This is a genomic window from Lactobacillus sp. 23-2 (assembly GCF_044902225.1).
Taxonomy (GTDB): domain Bacteria; phylum Bacillota; class Bacilli; order Lactobacillales; family Lactobacillaceae; genus Lactobacillus; species Lactobacillus absianus.
The window spans coordinates 13,232-38,873 of sequence record NZ_JAOQBX010000016.1; the positions used below are offsets into that span (position 1 = coordinate 13,232).

A 25,642-nucleotide genomic window follows, 5' to 3' on the forward strand; every position below is an offset into this window, starting at 1 on the left:
GGGACTTTCCGGACTGCTGTCTGGGAAGTCTTTTTCTTTGCATATTTGCTGCTTAAAATTGCGATAAATTAGCGTCTGAAATCCCGCTGGCCGCGTAATTCTTGGTATAATTACTTAACTGAGTTCTAGAAAGTGTGGATTATCGTGGAAAAGCTATTAAGTCTAATTGTTCCTTGCTACAATTCGGCGGCCTACCTGGACCGCTGCGTTGATTCCTTGACGCCAGGCGGCGAGAGGGTTCAGATCATTTTGATCGATGATGGGTCAACCGACTTTACCCCAAGAATGGTGGATGACTACGCGGCCAAATACGACAACGTTGAAGCAATCCACGAAGCCAACGCCGGCCACGGCGGGGCGATCAACAACGGCTTGAAGCGGGCAAGCGGCAAGTACGTCAAGATCATCGATTCTGACGACTGGCTGGACCAAGTGGCCTACCGGCAGGTTCTGGATACCCTGGAAAAGGGACCAGAGGTTGATCTCTTTTTGGCTAACTACGTCTATGACAAGCCGGCCAAGCACCGGCAAAAGGTGGTCAAATTCCCCCGCCTGCCCAAAGAGCAGATCTTTTCCTGGCCGCAAGTCAAGCTGAACCTGGGCCAGTACTTCATGCTGCACTCAGTCATCTACAACCGCAAGGTCTTGGAACAGGCCCAGGTGACCCTCCCGACCAAGGTCTCATATGATGACAATATTTTTGTCTTCGAGCCTATGGTACACGTCAAGACCATGTACTATCTGCCAGTCGACTTCTACCACTACTTCATTGGCCGCGACGACCAGTCCGTCAATGAATCCGTAATGCTGCGCAAGATTGACCAACAGATCATGATCAACAAGAAATTGATCGTCTTTTATGCCTCCCAGGTCGATAAGCGGGCGCCATACGCCAAGTACATGAACTACTTCCTGGAAGCCGTCACGGGCGTCACCAGCGTCATCTTGATCCGGGGGAAGAAGCCGGAATACTTGGCCAAGAAGGATGATCTTTGGCGCTTCTTGAAGACTTATGACCTGGCCACCTACAAGAAGCTCCGTCACCGTCTGGTTGGCCTCTTCGTCTCTAGAGACAACCGGCCAACCCGCCACGTGGTCTCTTGGACTTACCTGGTGCTGCAGCGCTTGTACTCGTTCAATTAAGCATTGCCTCGCCTTGCCTTATCTTAATTATTTTTTCATTTGCTGCCTGATCAATGCTAAAATAGCGATATGATTAATAAATAAGCAAGAAAGGCGGGCAAAGAAATGAAAGCAGCAATTATCGGAGATCCAAAGCGGAGCGCCAAGTACGCGCCAGACTGGCCAATCGTCAAGGAGACGGACAAGGTCTTCTTTGACTTGGACGCGCCGGTTGAAGAGATCGTCGAAAAGGCCGGGGACGCGGACGTCCTTTTGGCCGATGCCATCGCCAAGGTGCCGGGAGAGCTGATCAAGCGGCTGCCCGGCTTGAAGCTGATCCACTCTGAAGGGGTGGCCTACAATGGAATCGACACGGAAACCGCGAAAAATTGCGGCGTGCCAGTCTGCAACTGCAAGGGCATGAATGCCGGGGCCGTGGCCGAGCAGGCAATTCTGTTGATGCTGGGACTGCTGCGCGACGTCGTGGGCGGCAATGAGGCTGAAAAGGCCGGCCGCCAGCTGGCCGTCAAGCAGGCGATGATGGTCAGCGGAATCACTGACCTGGCCGACTGCAAGGTGGGCCTGGTGGGCTTTGGTGACATCGCGGTGGCCACCGCCGACCGCCTGCATGCCTTTGGCAGCCAGGCCTTTTACTGGAACCACCGGAGAAGGACGCCGGAAGTTGAAGGCAGCCACCACGTCAAGTTTTTGCCACTGGACGAGTTATTGGAAGAATGCGACATCATCAGCCTCCATGTGGCCGTAACTCCGGAAACCACGGGCATGGTCAACGGGGACTTTTTGGCCAAGATGAAGCCGGGAAGCTACTTGGTCAACACGGCCAGGGGGGACTTGGTTGACAATGCGGCCTTGCGGGCGGCCCTTGAAAGCGGCCAGATTGCCGGCGCGGGCCTGGACACGGTTGCCCCAGAGCCAACGACGGCCGACAACCCACTGGTTGACCTGGTGCCGGCAGCTGGGGTCAGAGTTCTCTACTCGCCGCACGTTGGCGGAATCACGACTGGGTCGTTCAAGCGCGGCTACCGGATGATGTGGGAGAACGTCCAGCGCGTGGCTGAGGGCAAGCGGCCGGAACGGGTCGTTAACGGCTGCCTGTAAGCAAGGGCGTTTTGGCCATCATTATCACGATTATGGTTCTGGAGCTCAAGGCTCCGGCTAAGAAGATTAGGCAGCGAGAGCAAAAAGAAGACCTGTGCGCGAGCACAGGTCTTTTTGGTAAAGAGATATAGGGATATTAAAGGATTAAGGTGTGATTTAGAGATGATATTAATCAGAAAAGCGGTGAAAAATTACTTGGCGGAAAGCGGAGTGCTGTCGCTCAAGTAGGCATCAGCGAGTTCACCATGCTCGCTGAGGTCCAGGCCGACTTCTTCGTCTCTGGCGCTGACCCGCATGGTTACGAAGCGCTTGAGCACGACGATAATCAGGCTGGCCATGACGGCCGTGAAGACGATCGTAAAGAGGGTGCCGGCCAGCTGGATGCCGAAGAGCTTGATCCCGCCGCCGTAGAACAGGCCGTTCAAGGCGACGGAATGGTTGACGCTCTTAGTGGCAAAGAGGCCAACCGTCAAGGAGCCGACGATCCCGGAAACCCCGTGGCAGCCAAAGGCGTCCAGTGGGTCATCGTAAGCCAGGCGCGGCTTGACGTAGTTGATGAACAGGAAGCTGGCCAGGGTACAGAGAATGGCGGTAAAGAAGGCACCGACGCTGGTGACGTAGCCCGTGCCTGGAGTGATGCCGACCAGGCCGCAGAGGGCACCGGTGCAGACCCCATCCAAGCTTGGCTTGGACTTGACGGCAGTTTCCAGGAGCATCCAGGTGACCATGGAAACGGCGGTTGAAACAGTAGTGGTCAAAAAGGCGTTGACGGCAATGTCAGTCATGCCGAAGGCAGAGCCGGCGTTGAAGCCGTACCAGCCCAGCCAGAGAATAGCAGTGCCCAGCAGAACCCAAGGAATGCTGTAAGGCTTAACGTTACGGTTGAAGCGCGGCCCAAGGAAGATGGACAAAACCAAGGCGGTAATCCCGGCGTTGATGTGCACGACGGTCCCGCCGGCGAAGTCCAGGATGCCCCACTTGGCCATTAAGCCGCCGGCAGCCCAAACCATGTGTACCAGGGGGTAGTAGATCAAGATAGACCAGATGACGACGAACCAGAGCAGGAACTTGAAGTGCATTCTGCCGACCGTGGCCCCAACGAAGAGGGCTGGGGTGATAATGGCAAACATCATTTCAAAGACCAGGTAGGTGGCGCTGTTGATGCCCAAGTCTTTCAAGACGATCTTGTTCAGGTCGACGCCTGACAGGAAGAAGTGGCGGACTTGGCCAACAACCCCGCCGATATCGCCGTTAAAGCACATTTCGTAGCCAAAGGCCACGAATAAGACGATGGCTAAGCCGCAGATTACGAAGACGGACAGCATCGTGTTGACGACGTTTTTCTTGGAAACCAGCCCGCCGTAGAAGAAGGCCAGGCCGGGAGTCATAAAGAAGACAAGGATCGCGGAAACGATCAAAAAGACTGTGTTGGCGGTGTTCATAAAATCTCTCCTCACATACCAATTTGTTTGCTTGATTTATGTTTACTTTTATAACACGCTTTTGTCGTTATGAAAACTCTAGACCAATTTGCCGATGTGGGCTATTTTTGAGAAATTGCTGATAAAAGTTAGGCAAAGCCCGCTGGCAGCTTTCGATTTTTTAGTCGAAAGCGTTTCAAGAGCGTTTTTTCTTAAAAAATGCGGGGCTGGACCGGATCTGGCAACTCTTAATTATGCAAACATGTTACCGGTTGCAAACTGAAGATAATTAAGTTCGCGGTTTGCCCCAAGTGAGCTGATTTGTCGAAAATAAGCCAAAAAAACACTCATCTAAATTAGCTTAGATGGGTGTTTGATGAATTAAAGATCAGCCTTCTTGAGCCAGCAGCTGCTTTTGCGCTTGGATTTCCTTTAAGCCTGGCAGGCTGACCATTACCAGGAAGCTGATAACGTACAGGGCAGACAAGAAGCCCATGACCACGTACAGGTTGTAGTGATCCATCAGCAGCCCGATGACCACTGAGGAGAAGCCGCCGATGGCTCGGCCAGTGTTCATGATCAGGTTGTTGGCCGTAGAGCGGATCTCAGTTGGATAAAGCTGGCTGATGACCGCCCCATAGCCGCCGAACATCCCGTTGGAGAAGAAGCCGGTCAAGGCCCCGGCCAAAAGCATAGCCCAGTAGCTGGTCACGTTGACGATGGCGAAGACCACGATGGCACTGCCTAAAAGGAAGATGCCGAAGGCCCAGCGGGGACCAATCTTGTCCAAGATAGTGCCGAAGACCAGCATGCCGATGCTCATGCCAATGATAGTCGCGATCATCCAGTAGGAAGAACCGGACACTGACAGGCCTTGCTTCTTTTGAACGATTGAAGGCAGCCAGTTCATCAAGCCGAAGTAGCCGGCAATCTGTACGATGGTCATTACCATTAAGCCCAAAGTCTGCATAGCCAGGCGCGGCGTTTCAAACAGGCGGCTGAAGGAGATTTTCTCACTTGTCTCCTCAGCCTTCTTGTGTGCTGCTAAAAATTCATCGCTTTCCTTGACGTGGCGGCGGACAAAGTAGGTCAAAATGACCGGCACGATCCCAAAGAGGAAAAGGGTGTTCCAGCCAAAGGCAGGGATGATCCAGGCTGCCAGCAAAGCAGCGGCGATTGAGCCAACCTGGCCGCCGATGGCCGCGACTGAGCTGGCCCGACCGATTTGGCTGGCCTGGAAGTTCTCGGCGATCAAGGCGATGCCGACCCCGTATTCACCCCCGGCCCCGATTCCGGCCAGCAAGCGCAGGGCATACAGGGCAGTGATATTGTGGGCAAAGTAGGTCAGGCCAGTGGCAATGGCGAAGAGAAAGATCGTGTAGCTGAAAGTTTTTACCCGGCCGATCCGGTCGCCCAGCAGCCCGAAGAGGGCGCCGCCAAAGAACATGCCAAGGTTGGTGAAAGTGCCGATCCAGCCGCCGGCAGCGGAGCTGATGTGCATCTGCGCGATGATTTCCGACAGTGAGAACGACAGAAACATGACGTCCATGTTTTCCAGCAAGAAGCCGGAAGACATGGAGGCCAAGACCCACTTCTGGTTAGTGGTCATTGAGCTTTGGGTGTTATCCATTATTAATTTGTACCTCCAAAATTAATGCTCACGGACATTGCTTATTTTGCATCGGTTCTCATTATTGATAGATTGCGTAAGCTTGTCAAGGACTATTAGGGACCAAAAAACGACTCCAGCCGAGCTGGAGTCGTTGAGTTAATCAGTCATAGCTTTAGGCGCGGTGATGTTGTGGTGCAGACTGTGCCAGAGCCAGTGGTCAGCCAGGGCGATCATTGGCCCATTGACCAGGATGCACAACAGGGTTCCGAGGTTGACGGCATAGACCTTTCCGCTGATCAGCCAGCAGATCCCGGTGATCAGGACCGGCACGCTGAAGTTGAGCAGCTGGGCCCGGATGACCTTGTTGCGGCAGTACATGAAGCGCAGGATATTGGTCGTGTCATCATTGGGGTGCATGATCAGGTTGGCTCTTTGATAAAAAGAAATCGAGCAGCCCAAGGTCATGATGCCCAATAAGCCAACAGCCAGCCGCCAGGTCAAAGGCAGCCGCGGCAGGCCTAGAGCAGAGAAGAGGGTGGTAAAGAGCTGGATGAAGTAGCTGAAGCCGGCGATGAAGACGACCTCGCCCAAGAAGCGGGGCAGGTCAAAGCGGCGCAAGAGCAGCTGGTTGACGACTGCCACCAAGAAGCCGGTCAAAAACATGGCCAGGGCAATGCTGATGTGGAAGATGTGCGCCAGGTTGACTTCTGAAGCGCCCCACGGGGCGGTGCCAATGTTGCTGGAAATGGTGATCCCATTGCCAAAAGCATTCAGGACCAGGCCAAGTGCTAAAGCGGTCAGGCGGCGCGGGAGAGGGTCAAAGCCTTCACCAGTGGCGGGTTTGAAAGAATGAAAAAGCGTTTGAATTTTGAATTGAGAATTGCTGAGATTCAAGTGATGCCTCATATGTAAATCTTCTTAACTTGTTTTCTGGTTTTCTAATTGACGATTCAGTCATCAATAAAGATTAGTTTATTAACAGCTTTGTGTCCAATAGAATATGTCTAAGCATATTTGCTTAAGTACGTACGAATTATTGACGCAGCGATATTATACTTTTTGCTTAATCCATTGTATGAGCCTCTGTCGTTAAGATAATCAGAAGCAATTTGTACTTTTAGTTCGGATGAATATTTGGTCATAAAAATACCCCACAATCGTTAGATGTCTATGTCTAACAATTGTAGGGCACTTCATATGGCAGCGAAGCCTTTCGTTTGCTCATTGTTGTTTCAAGCTGCGTTAGCGCTTGTCATCAAAGCCGGTATCGTCCCGACTCTTGACGTGAAAATTCTTGTCGTTGGCCTGCTCAGGCACGATGAAGCAGCAGACCAGGAAGGCGATGAAGCCGCCCCAGCCCACGGGGGTGTTGCCGGCCTTGTAGCCGCCGATGGCCACGCAGACGCCAATCAGCAGGATGGACCAGGCGATCCAGGACAGGATTTGCCAGTTCTTGTCCAGCTTCGCGTTTTCGCTCTTGATGTCCAAGAAGCCACGGATCACGAAGTAGGCACTGATGATCAGGCCCAGGACGTCCAGGATGATGGAAGAAGCTTTGTGGTCGGCAAGCAGGCTCATGACGCTCAAGGTGCCAGAAGTCCCAGCCAGGCCAAAGTAGAAAATGTCGATAAGTTTGCTCTTCAAGCGAGTTGCCTCCTTAAAATCTCTCTTTTAGAGATTCTACCAGTTTTTTTGAAAAAAAGCAGAAAAAACGTTTGACAATCGTGACAAACCCTCTATAATAGATAGAGTAAATTCTTAACCTAAGACGTGGGTGGCGCAAAGCCTCAATCCATTCCCACCGAGGCCAGAAGATAATGAAGATTATTTTTTCTCCATGTCTCTTGGCATGGAGATTTTTTAGGCCTTATAGAATTTTACATAAATTTTATGGAGGTGAAAATTTTGAGTAAAGCTACTATCGCTGCTAAGGCAAAGTTCGTAGAAGCTTTCGCAGAAGAACTGAAGTCAGCTAAGTCTATCGTAGTTATCAACTACCTTGGCTTGACTGTTGACGAAGTTACTGCATTCCGTGCTGAATTGCGTGAAAGCAACGCTAAGATGAAGGTTGTGAAGAACACTTACCTGCGTCGCGCTGCTGCTGAAGCCGGCTTGGAAGACTTGAACCCTGTATTTGTTGGTCCATCAGCAGTTATCTACACTGATGATGAAGACAACATCACTGCTCCAGCCCACATCGCTGCTGAATACGCTAAGAAGTATGACGTAGTTGAAATTAAGGGTGGCGCATTGGAAGGCAAGGTTGCTTCCAAGGAACAAGTCGAAGAACTTGCTGCTATTCCAAACCGCGAAGGTCTGTTGTCAATGCTTCTTTCTGTATTGCAAGCACCTGTACGCAACTTCGCATACGTTGTTAAGGCTGTTGCTGAATCAAAGGAAGAATCAGCTGAATAGTCTGGTCATTTTAAACTAGAATATCTAAATTCTTATTTTTCGGAGGATACTTATAATGGCTTTGGATACTGAAAACATTATTGAACAATTGAAGGGCGCTTCAATTCTTGAATTGAACGACCTGGTAAAGGCTATCGAAGACGAATTCGGCGTATCAGCTGCTGCTCCTGTAGCTGCTGCCGGTGCCGCTGCTGGTGCTGAAGAAGCTAAGTCAAGCTTCGACGTTGAATTGACTTCAGCAGGTACTGAAAAGGTTAAGGTTATCAAGATCGTTAAGGAAGTTACTGGCGCAGGTCTGCTTGAAGCCAAGAAGACTGTTGACGGTGCTCCAGTAGTTATCAAGGAAGGCTTGTCAGAAGACGAAGCTAACGACCTTAAGGCTAAGCTTGAAGAAGTTGGCGCTACTGTAACCTTGAAATAATTAGAGCCTTCGGGCATTAATTATTCGAAAAGACGTATGCATTCGCATGCGTCTTTTTTGTTTTGGCATTTTCCTGAATCCGTTTTATTATTAAACATAGGAGAGTCAGTTTTTGAAAGGAATAGGTGAGGATAATGGAAAAGCAAGGAATGCCGGTGAAGCCGGCGCAAAGCCGGAAAGCAAGCGTCCTTTTTGGGGTCCAGCTGCTGGTCAACCTCTACGCGGGCGGACATTTTGGCAATTTGCATCTGCCAGTGGCCGGGACGATCCTCTTGTTGATTTTGCTAGTGGCCTGGTCTGTTTTCTACAAAGACTTGCATCAGCGAGTAGCTTCTAAGCCGCTGCGCCTGCTGCTTTGGACGGGGCAGCTGCTGGTCAACCTTTACGCGGCCTCGGTCTTTGTGGCCAACCAGGTCAGTCTGTGCTTTTACAGCCTGTCTTGGAGCAACGTGGCTGAGATCATCGCCTTGCTGGTCTTTTGGACTTTAGCTTTGGCCTTGAGCTTGCATTTTGACAACCACTACGAATTTTAAAACAAAAACAGCGCCTCTGCGTTCGACCACAGAGGCGCTGTTTTGCTATTTCTTGGACTTCTATTTCTTGGACTTCTTTTTCTTGTCCTTCTTGTGTTTTTTGTGCTTTTTGCCTTTCTTGTTTTGTTTCTGGCTTTTTGGCTCCTCAAAGTCCTTCTGCAGCTCCTGGTAGATTTCCAAGCTTTCGTCATCCAGGGGCAGGCCGTACTTTTGCTCATTTAAGTACTTTTGCAGGTAGTAGACGGGGTCTTCGCTGCCGATGTCCAAGGCAGTGGTGGTCAATTCCTGGCAGGTCTTTGAGGCCATGAAGCGGTCGCTGGCAGCAGCTGAACTGATCTGCTCGCTCTTTGCGATCAGCTTGGCGATTTCCCGCAAGAGAACTGGCAGATAGATGACGACTTGGTCCTCATAAGGGCGGGATGTCAGGTCGTCTGGCATCTGTTCTGAAATGAGCTGCATTTCTTCAACCGTCATTCTAAGCGACTCGTCTTTGGCCATGGCGTCCTTTAATTCCTGGTCAGTCACTGGCCAGCCGTATTCTTGTTCATTATGGAACATTTCCGCGAAGTCCTGGGCACGTTCGTCATTCTTAAAATTGCCGCACAGGCTGAGGAAGCTGTCAGAGTCGCCAAATGCCGTCAAGGCGTCAGCTTCAGGCATTTTTTCAGCCGCGGCGATCAGCTTTGCAGTTTCAGCGGTCAGGCGGCTGATTGCCGCGATCTTCTTCCCGTAAGGGGTTGACTCATCAATGCCGAATTCTTTGGCGGCTAAGACATCCCCAGCCAGCTCGTCTTGCCGGTTCAGGTCAAACATGGCGCGCATGTCAGCATCGCTGCGCATCTGTCCGAATTTGCGGTCGTTTTCATACATTTGGAAGAAGTTTTCAGGGGCTTCTTTCGTGGTTACGCCGGGATCAGTTGCCAGGAAGTGGTAGGTCCGCGAAGAGGTGAAGCGGTCGCGGGCCTGCTTCTTGCTGATGCCGTCAGCAGCAGCAATCTGCTTGACGACTGCTTTGGTGCATTTTTCCGTGTATTTTTCTCGGTTCATTTTGTCCTCGATCTTGTGAATAGAATTTAAAATGTAACTTTGGTGATATTTTTTTCAAGCTAATAATAGGCGCGCGCGGCTGGTCCCGTCAAGTGCAAGCGCTTTATTTTTTAGCATGAAAAAAGCTCCTGAAATAGTTCAGGAGATATAAAACAGGTCAGGCTAGCTTACCAGGCTGACGGTCTTGGCCTTGCCCTTCTTCACGCAGACGACGACGCCGAGGCCATCATGATGGCGGCTGACGTTTTTTAAGTTGGAGAGGAACTTCTTCTTGGAAACGTGAATGGCATCAAGTGGGCCAGGCACCTCGAACTTGCATTTCGAGTCGAGCGTGAAAGTGTATTTGCCATACTTCAGCTTGTGCTCAGGTTCAGGAAACAAGCCTGTGTTCTTGAACTTGGTAAACTTGCCGATAAAAGTGACCTTGTCGCCGCTAGCCGTGACTTTAGGGGCATAGCCCATCCCAAAAGCGTCAGATGTCGCTAAAGTCGTGCAGTAGGAGCCGGTCTTCGGGTAGGAGACCTTCTTGACGGCAGCTTGCGTGCTGGTGGCTGAAAAAGCCAACAAGACTGTCAGATTGACCAACGCGGCCAGCGCGGTCTTCCAGAGTTTCATGATCATCGCCTTTCTTTCCCTGTACATAACACTAGCTAATTTTAATTTACATTCTTGGTTAAATAATGTCAATCTTGCCAGGGCAGAATTAGGCAATAAAATGTTAAATGAATGAGGCCAGCTTGTCTGACTAAAAAAACGCAGGTCGCTCACGGCCTGTGCGTTTGTAAGATCAGAATATTTCTGGAAAGGCAATCAAAGTTGAAAGGAAGCTTTGCTGTCGTTAAGTCGCCTCTGGCGACACTTTTATTCTAGCATCGAAGCCACGTATAGGATTAAATAACGACCAAAGCGCTTGCAAATGACATGCAGTTCGAGAATTAGCCTATTCCTCAGCAGCCTGCTTGGCAGCTTCGGCCTGTTGTTCAGCGAGGGCCTTGACCTGGTCGTATTGCTGCTGTTCCTTGAATTTGAGCCACTTGTAGTAGCGGCGCAGCTCATCGAAAGAAAAATCAAGTGACAGGTCGCTTGGCGCCGTATCCTTAGCTGCTTTGACTGACACCTGGAAGAGGAGCTGGTCTTTCACGCCATTGTCTACAGCTTGATAGTAGGGGAGACAGCTCGGGTCCAATGCCGCGTAGTCAGACAATTCCTGCCGGTAGACGGCGGCCGCGACCAGCAGGTCGTCTACCCGCCAGATGCCGCCCAGGTAGTTGCGGTCGCCCAGACTGGTCACCAGATTGGCCGCGCTTACCGGAAAGTCGCTGGCCAAGGCCAGCCGCTCCCACTTGAACTGGTCTGGCAGCTCCGGAACTAAAAGGCAAGACTTGGCAAGGCCGTAGTCCTTGTTGTAAGACTTGAGGTCGGAGTCGATTTCATCCGTTACGTCGGTCACCTGGCAGGCTAATGGCCCGTTGTCGTTCTCCAGCCACAAGCGGCCGCAAGAAAGCGTCAGCTCGTTCATTGTTTACCCCCAAAAAAGTTTCCAAAAAATTTTTCTGACAAGTTGCCCCAGCTCAAAGCAGGCCAGGAGCGGCTTTTACAGTTTGCTAATATTGTAGCATGCTTGCTGGCCTTTGTCTGGCTGGTCTGGAATTGCTGTTAGCATTTCCGCGACATTCGCGCTAAACTTTGAGCATGCAGTTGAAAATAGATTCCTCAACTTTTATGCCATTTTTGCTAGAATCAAGCAATTATGATAAAATAGACATATCTGAATTCGCTTGACGGCAGCGGGCAGATTCCCGTTTGCGGTATGGGCACGGGCTTTTCCGTGCCTTTTTGTTTCTAGTGAGCAGACGACACTTTGTTAAGGGGGTGCCTAATGGATTATCTAAGCAAGATCAACCAGCTGCAAGAGCACGGTGATGGTTACAGCATTGACTACTTGCCGCTCCAATGCCTGGATGAGCGCTACGACGATCTTGAAGTGACCAACTTTGAGAATCGTCTAGAGACGTTTTCAGAGAAGATTGCCAGAATCGCGCGGACTTTCATGCGCCGCTATGGCAATCGGGTCTTCCTGCACGAGGGGAGCCAGGACAAGTGCCTGAGCTTGTGCAAGGAAGGCGCGGACTTGATTGACCAGACGATTAAGTCCATTTTGGAGAAGGAACAGACTTCTTTGAACATTATTTTTGAGAATACCAAGGATATGCTTTTCAGCTTGGATTCTTTCTGCCAATTGAACATCTATAATCCAGATGAGGAACAATTGGAGCTGCTGGAAGACCTGGCGGCAGAGGAGAACCTCTACTTGAAGCGGATCTAAGGGAAAATGCCCCGTACGCTGGTACGGGGCATTTTTGTCAGGCTTTGTGAAAATTAATCACAAATTAAGTAAAGGGTTACAATGCGGACAACATGGCAATGGGTTTGCCGAAATAAATTACTGATGTCATATTTTGTGCAACTTATCACTTTTTTCTGAAAAGGTGCTACAATAGAGGCGATTGAAGGTCAGAGACCATCCTTCGTCAGAAGGAGTGATGTTTTGATGGAACTTAGAAATTTGAAATATAGTCTCGTTAACAATTTATGGTGGCTGCCATTGATTTTGCTGGGCTTTTTGCCGCAGCGCCGCTTGGCTCTGGCAATTTGCCTGGCAACGGCTGGCTTGATTATTTGGCGGGTCTTGCTCAAGTATCCTGACCTGAAGCCAACTAACTACCAGTACACTTGGGAAGGCTGGCTGGTCATGATCGCTGGCGTCTTGATTTCCTTTGTCGTCCTGCAAGCAGGGCACAGTGAGGCCGGCTTCTTCATCGTCTTGATGATCAGCAGCATCATCCGTGACCTGCTGGCCAAGACGCGGCTGGCTTAAAAACAGACAGGAAGCGATAGAAGAGGCGCATCCCCGCGGGGGATGCGCCTTTTGCATGCCAATAGCTAGAATCTTGCTGAATGAGAGCTGAAAAGAAAAAGTTGGCTTTTTTTAAAAAAAGGCTTGCAAATCTGCCCAAAGGGGTCTAAGATTAAAAGCATCTTAAAAAATTAAATGACAGATTAAAAACCGCCAAAGCAGAAAGGAGCCATCATGATGAAACAAGCAATGAATTTTAGCCACGAAAGGCATAACGCCCATAGGAACTATGCAAGCTATTTGGCAAATGTTCACATATTGGGCTTGGTTTATCGTGGTGGATCGCCAAATTAAACCAAGCCTCTATTTCTTATAGAGGTACTACAAATGAATAAGGGCAAATCTTTCTTGGGCGGGGCAGCCGTCCTCTTGTCAGCAGCCGCTTTGGCCGGCTGCGGGTCCAGCTCCGCGAAGACTTCCGCGGACCAGAAGCTGAACTGGATGGAAGAAAGCGAACTATCAACAATCGACGGATCCAAGATTTTGGACAACACGTCTTTCAACCAGGTCAACAATGTGATGGAAGGGATCTATACCTTAGGCAAGAATGCCAAGGTCGTCAATGCCCTGGCTACCAAGACGGAAAACTCCAAAGACGGCAAGACCTGGACCTTCACTTTGCGCAAGAATGCCAAATGGTCCAACGGCGATCCCGTGACCGCCAAGGACTTTGTCTTCTCCTGGCGCAGAACCGTCAGTCCAAGCACTGGCTCGGAATACTCCTACCTGTTCAGCGGGATCAAGAATGCCGATGCGATCGTTGCCGGCAAGAAGGCAGCCAGCAGCTTGGGCATTAAGGCAGTGGGCAAGTACAAGCTGGTCGTCACTTTAGAGCGGCGGATTCCATACTTTAAGCTGCTGATGGCCTTTCCGCTTTTCTTCCCGCAAAATGAGACCGCGGTCAAGAAATACGGGGCCAAGTACGGAACCAGCTCCAAGTACATGGTCTACAATGGACCGTTCGTCATGAAGGGCTGGACCGGATCCAGCTTATCCTGGAAGTTGGTCAAGAACCCGCACTACTGGGATAAGAAGGACGTCAAGCTGAACCAGATCAACTACAGCGTGCAGAAGTCAGCTTCAACCGCCTACAACCTCTATCAAGACGGGAAGCTGGACGGGGCCTACCTGGATACCCAGGCGGCCAAGCAGCTGAAGCACAACAAGGCCTATACGGTCAGAAAGCTGGCTGAAACCGAGTACCTGCAGTTCAATCTGAAGAAGTACCAGAAGTTCCGGTCCGCCAACTTGCGCCGGGGGATCTCAATGGCCATCAACCGGGCTGACCTGACCAGTTCCCTGGGAGCCAGCTACAAGGCCGCGACGACCTTCACCTCAAGCGGCTTGACCACGGTCAACGGACAAGACTTCACCAAGCTTGCCGCCAATGCCACCACCAAGAAATACACGTCCTATGACAACAAAATGGCCAACGAGTACTTCGCTAAGGGCCTTAAGGAAGTGGGCTTAAAGAAGCTCAGCTTTACGCTGCTTTCTACCGACGACGACACTTCCAAGAAGCTGGCGGAATTCGTGCAGAGCCAGCTGGAAACCAACCTCGGCGGCAAGATCTCAGTCAAGGTGCAGAGCATCCCGACTAAGACCAAGCTGAACCGGGTTCTGGCTGGCAATTTTGAATGCACCTTGTCAGGCTGGATCGCCGACTACGCCGATCCAATTACCTTCCTGGACTGCGAGACCACAGGCAATTCTTACAACTATGGCAAGTGGTCCAGCAAGACTTACGACAAGCTGATCGCCGATTCCAAGACGACTTCTTCTAACACCAAGCGGATGCAGGATCTGGCCAAGGCGGAAATCACCCTGATCACTGACCAGGGAGTGACCCCGCTTGACCAGCACGGCGAAGCCTGGATGGTCAACCCGAAAGTCAAGGGGATCATCTACAACACCGCGGGCGTTTGCTACAGCTTCAAGAACGCCTATATTGCCAACTAGGCATTTTAAAGAAAATAAGTCATCAAAAAAACACAAGCAATTTTAGTCATTACCATTAAATCAATACCTTTCATTTAATACTTCATTTATCTAAATTGTCGAAACAACATCTGAAAAAATCAATCCTCTTTATCAACTATAAACTTCATTTTATTTCATCTTGGCAGACATAGCTGCCCTTTAGTAAATTACCATGTTAACTAAGCAATCATTTTTTTATTCTTACATTCTTAGACGCCAGCTGGTCTGGCGTTTTTTCTTTGCCCTTGAGTCAAAGAATAACAGCGGTTATGTTTTCAGCTTAATTAAATAACGCCAGTGTTGATTGAAGTGGCAAGTGCGTTCTGCTATTGTGAAAAAAGAAGCAGAAGAGCAGGGAAAGCAATAACGAATAAAGAACAGCGAAACGAAATAGGGGGGAAAATGATCAAAAAGAAATTATTGGGAAGTCTGGCGGCTCTGGCCCTTTTTTTGACTGTGGGGGCCAAGGGCGCGCCGGTGCACGCCTCCTCGATGAGCAGGTACGTGACCGAGCTATTGTACAAGAATCACATGCGCGGGACAGTCACGGTCGTTGAAAACGGCCGCTCCAAGACCATTGGCGTAGGCTATGCCAATTATGGTCGCCAGATCAAGAACAGCGGCCAGGCTGTCTATCCGACCGCATCCCTGCAAAAGGCAGTCACGGCCGCCATGCTGATGCAAGTCATGCGTGAGTCGCGGGGGAAGAAGCATTTTACCGCCAACACCAAGATTTCCAAGTGGTATCCGCGGCTGAAAAATGCCAGGCAGATCACGGTCAGCGACCTGCTGACCCACACGTCTGGCTACTACGTCTACAACCTGGAAGACAGCCAGAAAAAAGTCTACACGGAAAAAGGCGCCATCGACTGGACCATTAACCAGATCAATTCCACCCGGCAGTATCCAGTGGGCAGCTACCACTACAACGACACCAACTACATGCTCCTGGCCGGGATCATTCAGAAGCAGACCGGCAAGTCTTATGCCTACAATCTGCGAAAGCGGATCGTGAAGAAGCTGCGCCTGACCCATACCTGCCTGCGGGAAAATCTGCCATCTTCCCTGCACCTGGCCAAGTCATACCTGTACTTGGGAAGAAACTACCAAGCTCCGGCCCTTTTGCCAAAGAGCGTGGCTTCCCGGATGCCAGGGGCTGGGGACTTGATTTCGACTCCGTATGAGTACTTGCAGATTCAGCGGGGTTTGTACAATGGCAAGCTTTTGTCCAAGAAGCAGTTCTCAGAAATGACCCATATGCCATCAAAAGCAACGACTTATTGCGGTGGGATTCGCTTGAAGAAGAGCGGCAAAGTCAAGCTGGCATATGGCAGCATTGCCTATGAGCATTACGCGACCTACTATCAATTGACGACTGACAACCGTTACGGGATAGTTATGTTCCTCAACCAAAGAAATGCCAGCGAAAACCAGGTCAAGGACGTTGGCTACCAGATCTTAAGCCGAATCAAGGCTGGGACTTTTGCCAGCAAGTAGCATTAAATAACGACGGGTATGAAAAGCGAAGAAAACCGATTTTTTAACGAAAATATTAAAATTTTGCTAAGGCGGCTTGATCAAGCGCAAAATGGTCTACAATGGAGACACTTATGTGAAAGGAAAGTCGAATCATTGCGGGATAGAAAAGAAAATCGGGTTTCTAGCCAGAAAAGCAGGTCAAAGAAGCTGGCTTGGTTGGCAGGAATCGCAATTGTCTGCGGGATTGTCTATTACGGCAGACAGCAGACGGTCAAGCCGGTGGAACCAATCGTAACTACTGGCCAGCAGGGGAAGCGGCCGGACAGCCTGGCAGGGAAGCGGCCGGACAGCCTGGCAGCCTATGCCAAGTCTGTCATGGACAAGAACCACTTAGCAGGGGCAATCGGCATCGTCAGGAATGGCAAGCTCACGACCGTGACCAGCGGGATGGCTGACTTAAAAAAGAGGATCCCCAACAGCTCCAAGCAGGTCGTTTACCCCATCGGGTCTATGCAAAAAGAAATCACGGGGGCCATGGTCATGCAGGTCATGCGGGAAAAGGCTCATACGAACCAAGCCTTTAGTCAGGATACGAAGATTGCCAGGTGGTATCCCAACCTGAAGCATGCTGATCAGGTGACGGTCGGCAATTTGCTGACCCACACTTCTGGCTATGCCGTGCCAACCGTTGAATACGCGAGGCATCAGGAATACACGGACCTGGGGGCGGTAGCCTGGACGATCAGCAAAATCGATACGACCGATCAGCTGCCGGCAGGAAGCTATATTTACAGCGACGTCAATTTTATCTTGCTGGCCGGCATCATCGAGAAGGAGACGGGCAAGTCATATTCCCAAAACTTCTATGACCGGGTGGCCAAGCCCTTGAAATTGACCCATACCTATATTCGCCAGGATCTGCCGAAGAAATTGCACCTGGCGGTGTCCTACCGCTATGTGGATCCAAACTACTATCAAAGAGCCATCAGCTATGCCGTACCGGTGTCGACGCAGCTGCCTGGGGCCGGCAACCTGGTTTCTACCCCAGCTGACTTCTACAAGATCCAGCTGGGCTTGGAAAACGGCCAGCTGCTGACTGAAGAGGAATTCAGCAAAATGACCCACTTGAAGGCCAAGAAGACCTTGTATTCTGGCGGTGTCTACCTCAAGAAGCATGAGACCATCCACCTGGCCTACGGAACCTTGGACAAGGAGCATTACGGGGCCTATATGCAGCTGACGGCTGACAATAAGAACGGGATCATCATGCTGATCAACCAGCGCCAGCAGAGCGAGCGGAAGCTGAAGCGGATTGCTTTTCAGATCCTGAAGCGGATCAAGGCGCGGACCTTCTCCTTGTATTAGGCAGCGAAACAGAATAACAAAATAAGCAACAAGAAAAGCGTGATCGGGAATGATCACGCTTTTTGATGTCTATTGTTTGACGTTTTACTTTTTAGTCCATGGTCAAGACGATGCGGCCTTTCTTGCCGTGGCCAGCTTCCATTTCCAGCGCTTCATTGACTTCGTCAAGCGGGAGCACTTCGGCAATGTTTGGCTTGATGCCTTTTTCTTCCAGAATCTGGACGGCCAGCTTCAGGTCCTTGTCGGCAGCCCCGCAGAACATGAAGTCGTAGGTCACGCCATGCTTGGCGGCCATCCGGTCGTATTTGAGCCCCGTCATGGAGAAGAGGGCGGTCTGGACGGCCGTCAGCTGGTTGCGCTTGGCAAAGCGCCGGTTTGGCATCCCCTGCAGGGCTACCAGGTGGCCGCCCGGTTTCAAGATGCTGAATTCCTTAGGCAATTCCTTGACGCCGACGGAAGAGATCACCCCGTCCACGTCGTGGAGGAATTCGCTGTAGTCTTCAGTCTTGTAGTCAAAGTACAAGTCTGCCCCCAAGGCCATGACCCGGTCGCGGTTTTCAGCTGAGCCTGACGTGTAGACCGGGTAGCCAAAAGCCTTGGCCAAAGGGATGGCCATCGCGCCAAAGCCACCTGAGCCGCCGGAGATGAAGAGGCTTTGCCCCTGCTTGAGCTCTAAGAGGGTGAAGGCTTCCATTGCCGTCAAAGCGGTCAATGGGACAGCGGCGGCTTCAACGTCGGACAGGTAGTTTGGCGTCTTGCACAGCCAGCGGGCATCAACGGCCACGTATTGGGCAAAGGCCCCGATCTTTTCCAGCGGCAGCCGGGTCATGACCCGGTCGCCAGGCAGGTAGTCGGTCACGCTGGAACCGACGGCTTCAACTTCCCCGGCCAGCTCATTGCCCATAATCAGGGGCAATGAGTAGGGGGCAACTGGCCAGATGTTCCCGTTCTTGATCAGGTTGTCCACCGGGTTGACTCCGGCCGCCTTGACCTTGACCAAGACTTCCGTATCTGCCAGTTCAGGCACGGCAACTTCTTGCACGCTCACGGGAGCGGCAGTGCCGTATTGGTTTAAAACGGCTGCTTTCATAGAATACACACTTTCTTTTACGAGTTATTCCAGCTTTTCTTAATTTCTTCCTATACCATTAGATTATTAGTCAGCAAAGCATCTGTCAATCAAGAAAGGGCGATTTTCGCGATTTGTGCATAAGCGCTTTCAGCTAGTACAATAGATGGTAAAAATAACAAAGATTTCATTGAGAAAGCAAGGTTTTTATGAAGAAAGACATTATCAATAAACTGACGCTTGCCGCCGCGGCCCTGACTTTGGCCGGGACCGCTGCTTCTGCAGCTCAGCCAGCAGTCTTCGCGGCCAAGAAGAGCACGAAAACGAGCAAGAAGAGCAAGAAGACCACTAAGAAGCGCAAGCAGAAGACCAATGCCCAGACCTACGCTCCAGCCGTTCAAGGGCAAAGCGTCTACGTCGGCACTGCAGTCACGGCTCAGTCAGTCGTGACCAACGCGGCTGCTCTGCCGGCCGGAAGCAAGTTCGCGTTTACCAAGAAAGTGAACTACAAGAAAGCCGGGACCTACAAGACGGCCGTCAAGGTAACCTACCCGGACAAGTCCAGTGAAAAGACCAAGACGATTACAGTCAAGGTCCAGAAGCGGCCGAAGCTGGCCAAGCTCTACGCGCCGGTAGCCGTGGGCGTGACCGCGCCAGTGGGCAGCAAGGTGACGGCCAAGAGCGTGGTGGTCAATGCTGACGGGATGCCATACGGCACCAAGTATGCCTTCACCAAGAAGGTGAACTGCAAGAAGGCCGGGACTTACAAGACGGCTGTCAAGATTACCTACCTGGACAAGTCGACCTATACGACCAATTCCATCAAGATCATCGTTACAAAGAGTGCTGGCCAAAAGAGCAAGGCTAAGAGCAGCCAAAAAGCCGCGGCCAAGACTACTCTGGCCAGCCAGTACGCGCCAAAGGCGGCTGGCGTGACGACGACTGCCGGCAAGAAGGTCAGCGCCAAGTCTTTGGTTGCCAATGCCAGCCAGTTGCCAAAGGGCACCAAGTACGCCTTTACCAAGGCCGTTGACTTTACGACTGCCGGCACTTACCAAACCGCGGTCAAGGTTACTTATGCGGATAAGTCCAGCGAGCGGACCAAGTCTGTCGTGGTCGTCGTTAAAGCCGCCAAAACCGTTAAGAAGACGGACGCGGAAATCTATGAGCCTGCCTTGAAGTCAGCAAAGGCTGAGACCTACGCGGGCGAAAGCATTGATGCCAAGTCCTTGGTCAAGAACGTGGCTGATTTGCCAAAGGGGACCAAGTTCTCCTTTGCCAATGCCGTTGACTTCAGCAAGGAAGGCAAGACTACCGCGCAAATCAAGGCTACTTACCCGGACAAGTCCTGGGACTTGGGCGGCAAGGTGACGATCACGGTCTCCAGTTTGACCAAGGAGATGCACATTGACTCATATCAAGGAAAAGACGCGAGCGGTCACCCAATTGAGGCCATCTATGTGACCAACAACGCTGATATCAGCGTTGCCCTGAGTGCCGTCTTTGCCTTGAAGGATAAGAAGGGCAATTCACTGTCAACCAGTAGCGATGCTGCCAATCCAGTCGGGCCAGGCGAAACGGCAATCCTTTATGCCGGCTTCTATGACAGCAAGTCCGTGGCCAAGATGGACTATACTTTGACGGCCAAGCCATCCAAGTACAATTCAAAGATCGTTGACCTGCTGGACCAGGACAAGAGCAACTCAATCAGCCTGACCGACACTGGCGTCAACCTGTCAGTTGCCAACAAGGGCACCAGCACCCTGTACGCGCCAAGCGCGACGGCCATCTTCTTGAAGGATGACAAGCTCGTGGGCGTTGGGCGGACCAAGCTTGATGATGGTTCAGGGACCTTGAGCGCGGGCACGGGCTCAGCGGCGACGATCAGCTTTGCCAAGGCAAGCGATGGCTACGACAACGCATTGATCACTTTCTCCGCCCGGGACAAGAAGTAAAGCCAGATTTCCTGGGAAATAAAGCAAACAAAACCCCTCCGCCAGTTGGCGGAGGGGTTTTCTGTCTTCTTTTGTTAAGTTAGCACTAGTTAGCTGAGCAGGGCCTTGTCGCTGGCGAATTCTTCACCGGAGACGACTTCAAATTGGTGAAGCAGCTTTTCAACGGTCAGCTTCTTCTTTTCTTCACCCTTGATGTCCAGCACGACCTTGCCGGCGTTCATCATGATCAGGCGGTTGCCGTGGACGATGGCGTCTTTCATGTTGTGGGTAATCATCAAGGTGGTCAGGTGGCCTTCGTTGACGATCTTGTCCGTTGCCCGCAAGACCTTTGAGGCGGTCTTAGGGTCCAAGGCCGCGGTGTGTTCGTCAAGCAGCAGGATCTTTGGTTTGACCAAGGTGGCCATCAGCAGGGTCAAGGCTTGTCTTTGCCCCCCTGAAAGCAGGCCGACTTTGGCCGTCAAGCGGTCTTCAAGACCCAGATCCAAGATCTTCAAGCGCTCCTTGTATTCTTCCCGCTCCTTATTGTTGACGCCCCAGGCCAAGCCCCGATGCTTGCCGCGGCGGGCGGCGATGGCCAGGTTTTCTTCAATCTGCATGGTTGGCGCGGTCCCGGTCATTGGGTCCTGGAAGACTCTGCCGATCAAGGGAGCCCGCTTAAAGTCAGGCAGGCCAGTCACGTCTTGGCCGTCGATCACGATTGAGCCCGTGTCAACTGGCCAGACGCCAGCAATGGCGTTCAGCAGGGTGGACTTGCCGGCCCCGTTGCCCCCGATGACGGTCACGAAGTCCCCGTCTTCCAAGGTCAGGTCGATTCCGTTCAAGGCATGCTTTTCATTAATGGTGCCTTGGTTAAAAGTCTTGGTAATGTTCTTCAGCTGCAGCATTTATTTGGCCTCCATCTTCTTGGAATTCTTGCCAGCCTTGGCAAAGGAACTCTTGGCACGGCTTCTGAGGTAAGGCACGGCCAGGAACAGGGCAACGATGATCGCGGTGAACAGCTTCATCAGGTTTGGGTTCATCTTGAGCCACAGGATCAGGGTGTAGACGACGTAGTAAAGGATGGCGCCGACTACGACGAAGGCCAGGTGGCCAGCAAAGTTCAGCTTCTTGCCCAGGATCGCGTTGCCGACCACTTCACCGATGATGACGGCGGCCAGGCCGATAACGATGGAGCCACGGCCGGCGTTGACGTCCGCAAAGCCGGAGTATTGTGAGGACAGGGAGCCAGCCACGGCAACCAAGCCGTTGGAGAGGGCCAGGCCCAGAACCTTCATCCGGTCGATGTTGATCCCTTGTGCCTTGCTCATTTCCTGGTTGGTCCCGGTTGCCCGGATGGCTTCACCGATTTCCGTCCCGAAGAACCAGTACATCAAGGCGATCAAGACGATGACGATCACGCCGCAGACCAGAAGCGAGCCGTTGACGTCCAAACCGGACATTACCATGTTTCTGGTGGTGGAGCTGATGGCCGTGTTGGCCTTGAAGCTCATGATGGCCAAATTGATTGAGTAGAGGGCGTATTGGGTCAAGATCCCAGCCAGGATGGCAGGAATCCCCAGCTTGGTGTGCAAAAGGCCCGTAACTGCCCCGGCCAAAAGGCCTAGAACCAAAGCGGCTCCGACAGTTGCCCAAGGGGTCCAGCCCTTGAGGATCAAAACGGCGGAGATGGCCCCGCCAGTCGCGAAGGTCCCGTCGACCGTCAGGTCGGCGATATCCAAAATTCTAAAAGTAATGTAGACCCCGAGGGCCATAATGCCCCAGAAGAGCCCTTGCGCGGCCGCGGCCGGCAATCGGCCCAAGAAGTCTAAGAAATTAAGTGATGCAAAGTATGCGCCCATAAATAAAACTCCCTCTAAGCGATTGAATGCAGATTATGGAAAAAGGGATGTACCTGGCATCCCTTTTCAACAATATCAAAATCTAAAATTATGAGCCCTTGTAGGCCTTGTAGCCAGCTGGAACCTTGATGCCGAGTTCCTTGCAGATCGTAGGGTTGTATTCCTTGACTGGGTGAGTGTAGTACTCAACTGGCATCTTGGCGACCTTCTTCTTGCCTGAAAGGATTTCAGCGGCCATCTTGCCAGTCTGCTTGCCCAGGCCGTAGTAGTCGATGGACAGGGTAGCTACGCCGCACTTGCTCATGATCCCTTCTTCACCGGCGATGATTGGCACCTTGGCCTTCAGCGCTACGTTGTTGATGGTCTTCGCGCAGGAGGCAGCGGTGTTGTCGGTTGGGATGTAGATCACGTCGCTGCCGCTGGCTGCTTGCCGAGTAACGGAGTTGACGTCGTTGGTGTCTGAGAAAGTGTATTCGGTAACCTTGTAGCCGTCCTTCTTGGCGTACTTGGCAACTTCCTTGGCCTGGTATTTGGAGTTTGGCTCAGCTGAGCAGTAGAGGATTCCGACCTTCTTGGCCTTTGGCACGAAGTCCTTGATCATCTTTTCCTGCTTGTCCAATGGTGCCAAGTCGGAAGTCCCGGAAACGTTGCCGCCAACGGTGCCATCGAACTTCTTCAGGTTCAAGGCAACTTGGTAGTTGGTTACGGCCGTCCCCAAGATCGGAATGGACTTGGTGGCTGCCGTAGCCGCCTGCAGGCTGGCCGTAGCGTTGGCCAGGATCAGGTCAACCTTTTCGGAAGCGAAGTTGGTGCAGATGGTTGAAGCGGTAGAGGAGTCCCCTTGAGCGTTTTGCTCGTCGAAAGTAACGTTCTTGGCGCCCAACTCCTTCTTGACTTCAGCCTTGAAGCCCTTAGTAGCCGCGTCCAAAGCTTCGTGCTGGACGAGCTGACAGATCCCGATCTTGTAGTGCTTATTGCTGGTCGATGAACTGGTTGATTTGCTTGACGATGATGACGAGCCGGAGTTGACGCAGCCCGCTGACCCTAAGGCCATGACTGCCGTCAAAGCAACGACGGCGAGTCTTTGCAGCTTTCTCATGATATTTCCCTCCATCTAAAATTTCTAAGATGCCATATTCTTAACTCTTCAATTCAGCCGCGACGCGACTGCAACAAACTAAACTTTAATAAAACTCTCATCAACAAATGATAACCATATTGTATATAATGGCTCCTGCTTTTTCAAGCAAAAACTTAAATTAAAATTAAAACTTTTGCTTGGTTACTTTTCCGTGTATGGCTTGTAGCCAGCAGGCGGCTTGATCCCGAGCTTCTTACAAATGGTTGGGTTGTATTCCTTAACTGGTTCTGGATCGTATTGGATTGGCATTTGGGAGATCTTCTTCTTGCCAGTCAGGACCTGCACGGCCATCTGGCCGGTGATCTTGCCCAGCTTGTTGAAGTCGATGGACAGGGTGCCGACCCCGCAGCGGCCCATCAGCATCTCTTCGCCGGCGATGATTGGCACCTTGGCCTTGAGGGCAACGTTGTTGATGGTCTTGGAGCAGGATGAGGCGAGGTTGTCGGTTGGAATGTAGATCACGTCAGAAGCGCTGACCGCCTGCCGGGTAACGGAGTTGACGTCGTTTGTGTCAGAGAAGGTATATTGGGTAACCTTGTAGCCATCTTTCTTGGCATACTTTTCGATTTCTTCAGCTTGGTATTTGGAGTTGGGTTCTGATGAGGAGCGGAGAATCCCGAGCCGCTTGGCTTTAGGAACAAAGTCCTTGATGATTTTTTCCTGCTTGTCCAGGGGCGCTAAGTCGGAAGTCCCGGAGATGTTGCCGCCGACCGTCCCGTTAAAGTGCTTGAGGTTCAAGGCAACGGGGAAGCTGGTTACGGACGTCCCTAAGATCGGGATGGACTTGGTCGCGGATGCCGCGGCTTGCAGGGCCGGGGTAGCGTTGGCCATGATCAGGTCGACCTTTTCGGAAGCAAAGTTGGTGCAGATGGTCGAAGTGGTTGAAGAATCGCCTTGGGCGTTTTGGTCGTCAAAAGTAACGTTCTTGGCGCCAAGCTCCTTCTTGACTTCGGCTTTAAAGCTCTTGGTTGCCGCGTCCAAGGCTTGGTGCTGGACGTATTGGCAGATGCCGATCGTGTAGTGCTTCTTAGTGGTGCTTGAAGAGGCCGGCTTGCTGCTTGAACCTGAATTGACGCAGCCCGCTGAAGCGAAGGCCATCAAAGCCGTCGCGGCCACGAGCGCGATACGCTGAATCTTTCTCATGATATGTTTCCTCCTAAATACGTGAACTGAAGTTCACACTTCTTTGACAGTGACAATTGCTGAAAGAATCTCTGACTTAATTTTTCTTTCATCCAAAAGTCATGCTTGCATTTTAAAGAACTAATTTTAACTTTGCAATGGAAATTAAATTATCATTAGAAAGAGAGCTTTTGACGTGAAATAACTGATTTTTTAGTTAATGATACATAAAATTATATACCGTGAAAAAATTTATTTATTAATTGTCAATTGCGATAGATGAGCTTTATTGCTGACCGTCGGCTGATGGTAGTATACTGAAAAATAGTTTGAAATAGCGCAACTTTTGCATCGAATGACGAAAGCGGCAATAACGTTAAGCTATTTGCTTTGAGGCTATTCGGCTTAATCGTTCCGCAGCTATGCTTGTACATATATATCTTTATTCTTTTGGGTTCGAGTCTGCTTTTATTGGTTTAGGGGGGAGAAAAAATGAAAGAATGTCCGAATTGTCACCAGCAGATTGCCGATAACGCAAGTTTTTGTCCAAAATGTGGCGCTAAGCAGACTACAAATAAGCTGTGTCCGCGCTGCCATGCTGAAGCAGCCAAGACGGCTAAGTTTTGCACCCATTGTGGCTACAGCTTCAGACAAGAGGCGGTGCAAGCACAAACTGGGCAAGCAACTAGTACGTCAGAAAAGCCGTCATTCATTACTTGGCTGATAAATGCCATCGTGCACCCATTCGAGAAGTATCCAGCCGGACCATGGTATGGGCTGCTGATCTTGTTTGTGCTGATCTTTGGCAACGGCTGGGTTTTTTGGTCAAACCGCTATGAGATTCTGAAGGATTGGCTCATGGTAGATCGCTTGGAATATGGCTCAAAGCTGGTTACATTCTTGCAGCAGCTGAACCAGCAGGAACTGGATCGCCTGCCGGCAGGTGCTAACTACTAGTCTCAAAATACGTAGTTAAAATGTGCTAACGTATTTAGATGGTGGTATAATAGACTCATCCTAATAGAAAGGATGAGTCTATTTTTTATGTCTAAAGTCTACAAGCCCCATGAAGCTGCTAAAGTCTTG

25 protein-coding genes and 1 other annotated feature are annotated in these 25,642 nt (G+C 51.2%); of the genes, 13 read left to right on the forward strand and 12 right to left on the reverse strand.

Going from position 1 to position 25,642, the window contains the following annotated elements:
- The first annotated feature begins 144 nt into the window (after window positions 1–144).
- The 3 genes from OCH80_RS06840 to OCH80_RS06850 all read left to right on the forward strand — a co-directional run bounded on the left by OCH80_RS06840 (window position 145) and on the right by OCH80_RS06850 (window position 2,372).
- Window positions 145–1,143 carry a glycosyltransferase family 2 protein gene (locus tag OCH80_RS06840; protein WP_404539240.1) on the forward strand — a complete coding sequence of 333 codons (999 nt, stop codon included), beginning with the start codon at window positions 145–147 and terminating at the stop codon, window positions 1,141–1,143.
- Window positions 1,144–1,248: 105 nt separating this feature from the next.
- Entirely contained in the window at window positions 1,249–2,241 is a 993-nt protein-coding gene (locus tag OCH80_RS06845; protein ID WP_404539243.1) for a 2-hydroxyacid dehydrogenase, read from the forward strand.
- Between the two features lie 11 nt (window positions 2,242–2,252).
- Window positions 2,253–2,372 carry a hypothetical protein gene (locus OCH80_RS06850; RefSeq protein ID WP_404539246.1) on the forward strand — a complete coding sequence of 40 codons (120 nt, stop codon included), beginning with the start codon at window positions 2,253–2,255 and terminating at the stop codon, window positions 2,370–2,372.
- A 60-nt stretch (window positions 2,373–2,432) separates the two neighbouring features.
- Here the strand turns inward: OCH80_RS06850 and OCH80_RS06855 are convergent, their stop codons facing one another.
- From OCH80_RS06855 to OCH80_RS06870, 4 genes are all read right to left on the reverse strand, one after another.
- Window positions 2,433–3,683, reverse strand: coding sequence for an ammonium transporter (locus OCH80_RS06855; protein WP_404539249.1), 1,251 nt, complete (start codon window positions 3,681–3,683; stop codon window positions 2,433–2,435).
- Between the two features lie 367 nt (window positions 3,684–4,050).
- Window positions 4,051–5,292, reverse strand: coding sequence for an MFS transporter (locus OCH80_RS06860; protein WP_404539251.1), 1,242 nt, complete (start codon window positions 5,290–5,292; stop codon window positions 4,051–4,053).
- Between the two features lie 138 nt (window positions 5,293–5,430).
- Window positions 5,431–6,180, reverse strand: a complete 750-nt coding sequence (locus tag OCH80_RS06865) for a YitT family protein (RefSeq protein WP_404539254.1) — start codon at window positions 6,178–6,180, stop codon at window positions 5,431–5,433.
- A gap of 336 nt (window positions 6,181–6,516) precedes the next feature.
- Window positions 6,517–6,918 carry a hypothetical protein gene (locus OCH80_RS06870; protein WP_404539256.1) on the reverse strand — a complete coding sequence of 134 codons (402 nt, stop codon included), beginning with the start codon at window positions 6,916–6,918 and terminating at the stop codon, window positions 6,517–6,519.
- Between the two features lie 100 nt (window positions 6,919–7,018).
- Window positions 7,019–7,145, forward strand: a sequence feature (ribosomal protein L10 leader region).
- Window positions 7,146–7,179: 34 nt separating this feature from the next.
- Here OCH80_RS06870 and rplJ point away from each other — a divergent pair.
- The 3 genes from rplJ to OCH80_RS06885 all read left to right on the forward strand — a co-directional run bounded on the left by rplJ (window position 7,180) and on the right by OCH80_RS06885 (window position 8,643).
- Complete coding sequence (rplJ, locus tag OCH80_RS06875; protein ID WP_206989321.1) at window positions 7,180–7,689, forward strand: 50S ribosomal protein L10; 510 nt, start codon at window positions 7,180–7,182, stop codon at window positions 7,687–7,689.
- Window positions 7,690–7,744: 55 nt separating this feature from the next.
- Window positions 7,745–8,110, forward strand: coding sequence for a 50S ribosomal protein L7/L12 (rplL, locus tag OCH80_RS06880; RefSeq protein ID WP_154549478.1), 366 nt, complete (start codon window positions 7,745–7,747; stop codon window positions 8,108–8,110).
- A gap of 134 nt (window positions 8,111–8,244) precedes the next feature.
- Complete coding sequence (locus OCH80_RS06885; protein ID WP_404539260.1) at window positions 8,245–8,643, forward strand: hypothetical protein; 399 nt, start codon at window positions 8,245–8,247, stop codon at window positions 8,641–8,643.
- Between the two features lie 60 nt (window positions 8,644–8,703).
- On the opposite strand, the gene OCH80_RS06890 is transcribed toward OCH80_RS06885, so the two are convergent.
- From OCH80_RS06890 to OCH80_RS06900, 3 genes are all read right to left on the reverse strand, one after another.
- The gene (locus OCH80_RS06890; protein WP_404539263.1) at window positions 8,704–9,690 is read right to left on the reverse strand and encodes a hypothetical protein; all 987 of its coding nucleotides are present in this window, start codon (window positions 9,688–9,690) and stop codon (window positions 8,704–8,706) included.
- A 162-nt stretch (window positions 9,691–9,852) separates the two neighbouring features.
- Window positions 9,853–10,311, reverse strand: coding sequence for a hypothetical protein (locus OCH80_RS06895; protein ID WP_404539266.1), 459 nt, complete (start codon window positions 10,309–10,311; stop codon window positions 9,853–9,855).
- A gap of 319 nt (window positions 10,312–10,630) precedes the next feature.
- Window positions 10,631–11,209, reverse strand: coding sequence for a hypothetical protein (locus OCH80_RS06900; RefSeq protein WP_404539269.1), 579 nt, complete (start codon window positions 11,207–11,209; stop codon window positions 10,631–10,633).
- Between the two features lie 360 nt (window positions 11,210–11,569).
- Between OCH80_RS06900 and OCH80_RS06905 the strand changes: the two genes are divergently transcribed.
- The 5 genes from OCH80_RS06905 (at window position 11,570) to OCH80_RS06925 (ending at window position 17,431) form a co-directional block, all read left to right on the forward strand.
- Window positions 11,570–12,016, forward strand: a complete 447-nt coding sequence (locus OCH80_RS06905; RefSeq protein ID WP_404539272.1) for a hypothetical protein — start codon at window positions 11,570–11,572, stop codon at window positions 12,014–12,016.
- A gap of 225 nt (window positions 12,017–12,241) precedes the next feature.
- A complete protein-coding gene (locus OCH80_RS06910) occupies window positions 12,242–12,568 on the forward strand; it encodes a hypothetical protein (RefSeq protein ID WP_206989336.1) in 327 nt (108 codons plus the stop codon).
- A 366-nt stretch (window positions 12,569–12,934) separates the two neighbouring features.
- Window positions 12,935–14,566, forward strand: a complete 1,632-nt coding sequence (locus tag OCH80_RS06915) for a peptide ABC transporter substrate-binding protein (RefSeq protein ID WP_404539275.1) — start codon at window positions 12,935–12,937, stop codon at window positions 14,564–14,566.
- A 423-nt stretch (window positions 14,567–14,989) separates the two neighbouring features.
- On the forward strand, window positions 14,990–16,084 hold the full coding sequence (locus OCH80_RS06920) for a serine hydrolase domain-containing protein (RefSeq protein ID WP_404539278.1): 1,095 nt from the start codon (window positions 14,990–14,992) through the stop codon (window positions 16,082–16,084).
- A 198-nt stretch (window positions 16,085–16,282) separates the two neighbouring features.
- Window positions 16,283–17,431, forward strand: coding sequence for a serine hydrolase domain-containing protein (locus OCH80_RS06925; protein WP_404539280.1), 1,149 nt, complete (start codon window positions 16,283–16,285; stop codon window positions 17,429–17,431).
- A 91-nt stretch (window positions 17,432–17,522) separates the two neighbouring features.
- Here the strand turns inward: OCH80_RS06925 and OCH80_RS06930 are convergent, their stop codons facing one another.
- On the reverse strand, window positions 17,523–18,521 hold the full coding sequence (locus OCH80_RS06930; RefSeq protein WP_154548235.1) for an NADP-dependent oxidoreductase: 999 nt from the start codon (window positions 18,519–18,521) through the stop codon (window positions 17,523–17,525).
- A gap of 188 nt (window positions 18,522–18,709) precedes the next feature.
- On the opposite strand from OCH80_RS06930, the gene OCH80_RS06935 reads away from it, so the two are divergent.
- On the forward strand, window positions 18,710–20,455 hold the full coding sequence (locus OCH80_RS06935) for a Rib/alpha-like domain-containing protein (RefSeq protein ID WP_404539283.1): 1,746 nt from the start codon (window positions 18,710–18,712) through the stop codon (window positions 20,453–20,455).
- 89 nt (window positions 20,456–20,544) lie between these two features.
- On the opposite strand, the gene OCH80_RS06940 is transcribed toward OCH80_RS06935, so the two are convergent.
- From OCH80_RS06940 to OCH80_RS06955, 4 genes are all read right to left on the reverse strand, one after another.
- Entirely contained in the window at window positions 20,545–21,339 is a 795-nt protein-coding gene (locus OCH80_RS06940; RefSeq protein ID WP_154548232.1) for an ABC transporter ATP-binding protein, read from the reverse strand.
- Entirely contained in the window at window positions 21,340–22,293 is a 954-nt protein-coding gene (locus tag OCH80_RS06945; protein WP_154548230.1) for an ABC transporter permease, read from the reverse strand.
- Window positions 22,294–22,381: 88 nt separating this feature from the next.
- The gene (locus tag OCH80_RS06950) at window positions 22,382–23,392 is read right to left on the reverse strand and encodes an ABC transporter substrate-binding protein (RefSeq protein WP_302188117.1); all 1,011 of its coding nucleotides are present in this window, start codon (window positions 23,390–23,392) and stop codon (window positions 22,382–22,384) included.
- Between the two features lie 183 nt (window positions 23,393–23,575).
- Window positions 23,576–24,577 carry an ABC transporter substrate-binding protein gene (locus OCH80_RS06955; protein ID WP_302188118.1) on the reverse strand — a complete coding sequence of 334 codons (1,002 nt, stop codon included), beginning with the start codon at window positions 24,575–24,577 and terminating at the stop codon, window positions 23,576–23,578.
- Between the two features lie 471 nt (window positions 24,578–25,048).
- Here OCH80_RS06955 and OCH80_RS06960 point away from each other — a divergent pair, with 471 nt between their 5' ends.
- Window positions 25,049–25,513 (forward strand): zinc ribbon domain-containing protein, encoded by a 465-nt coding sequence (locus tag OCH80_RS06960; RefSeq protein WP_404539288.1) that lies wholly within the window; start codon window positions 25,049–25,051, stop codon window positions 25,511–25,513.
- Window positions 25,514–25,642 lie beyond the last annotated feature (129 nt).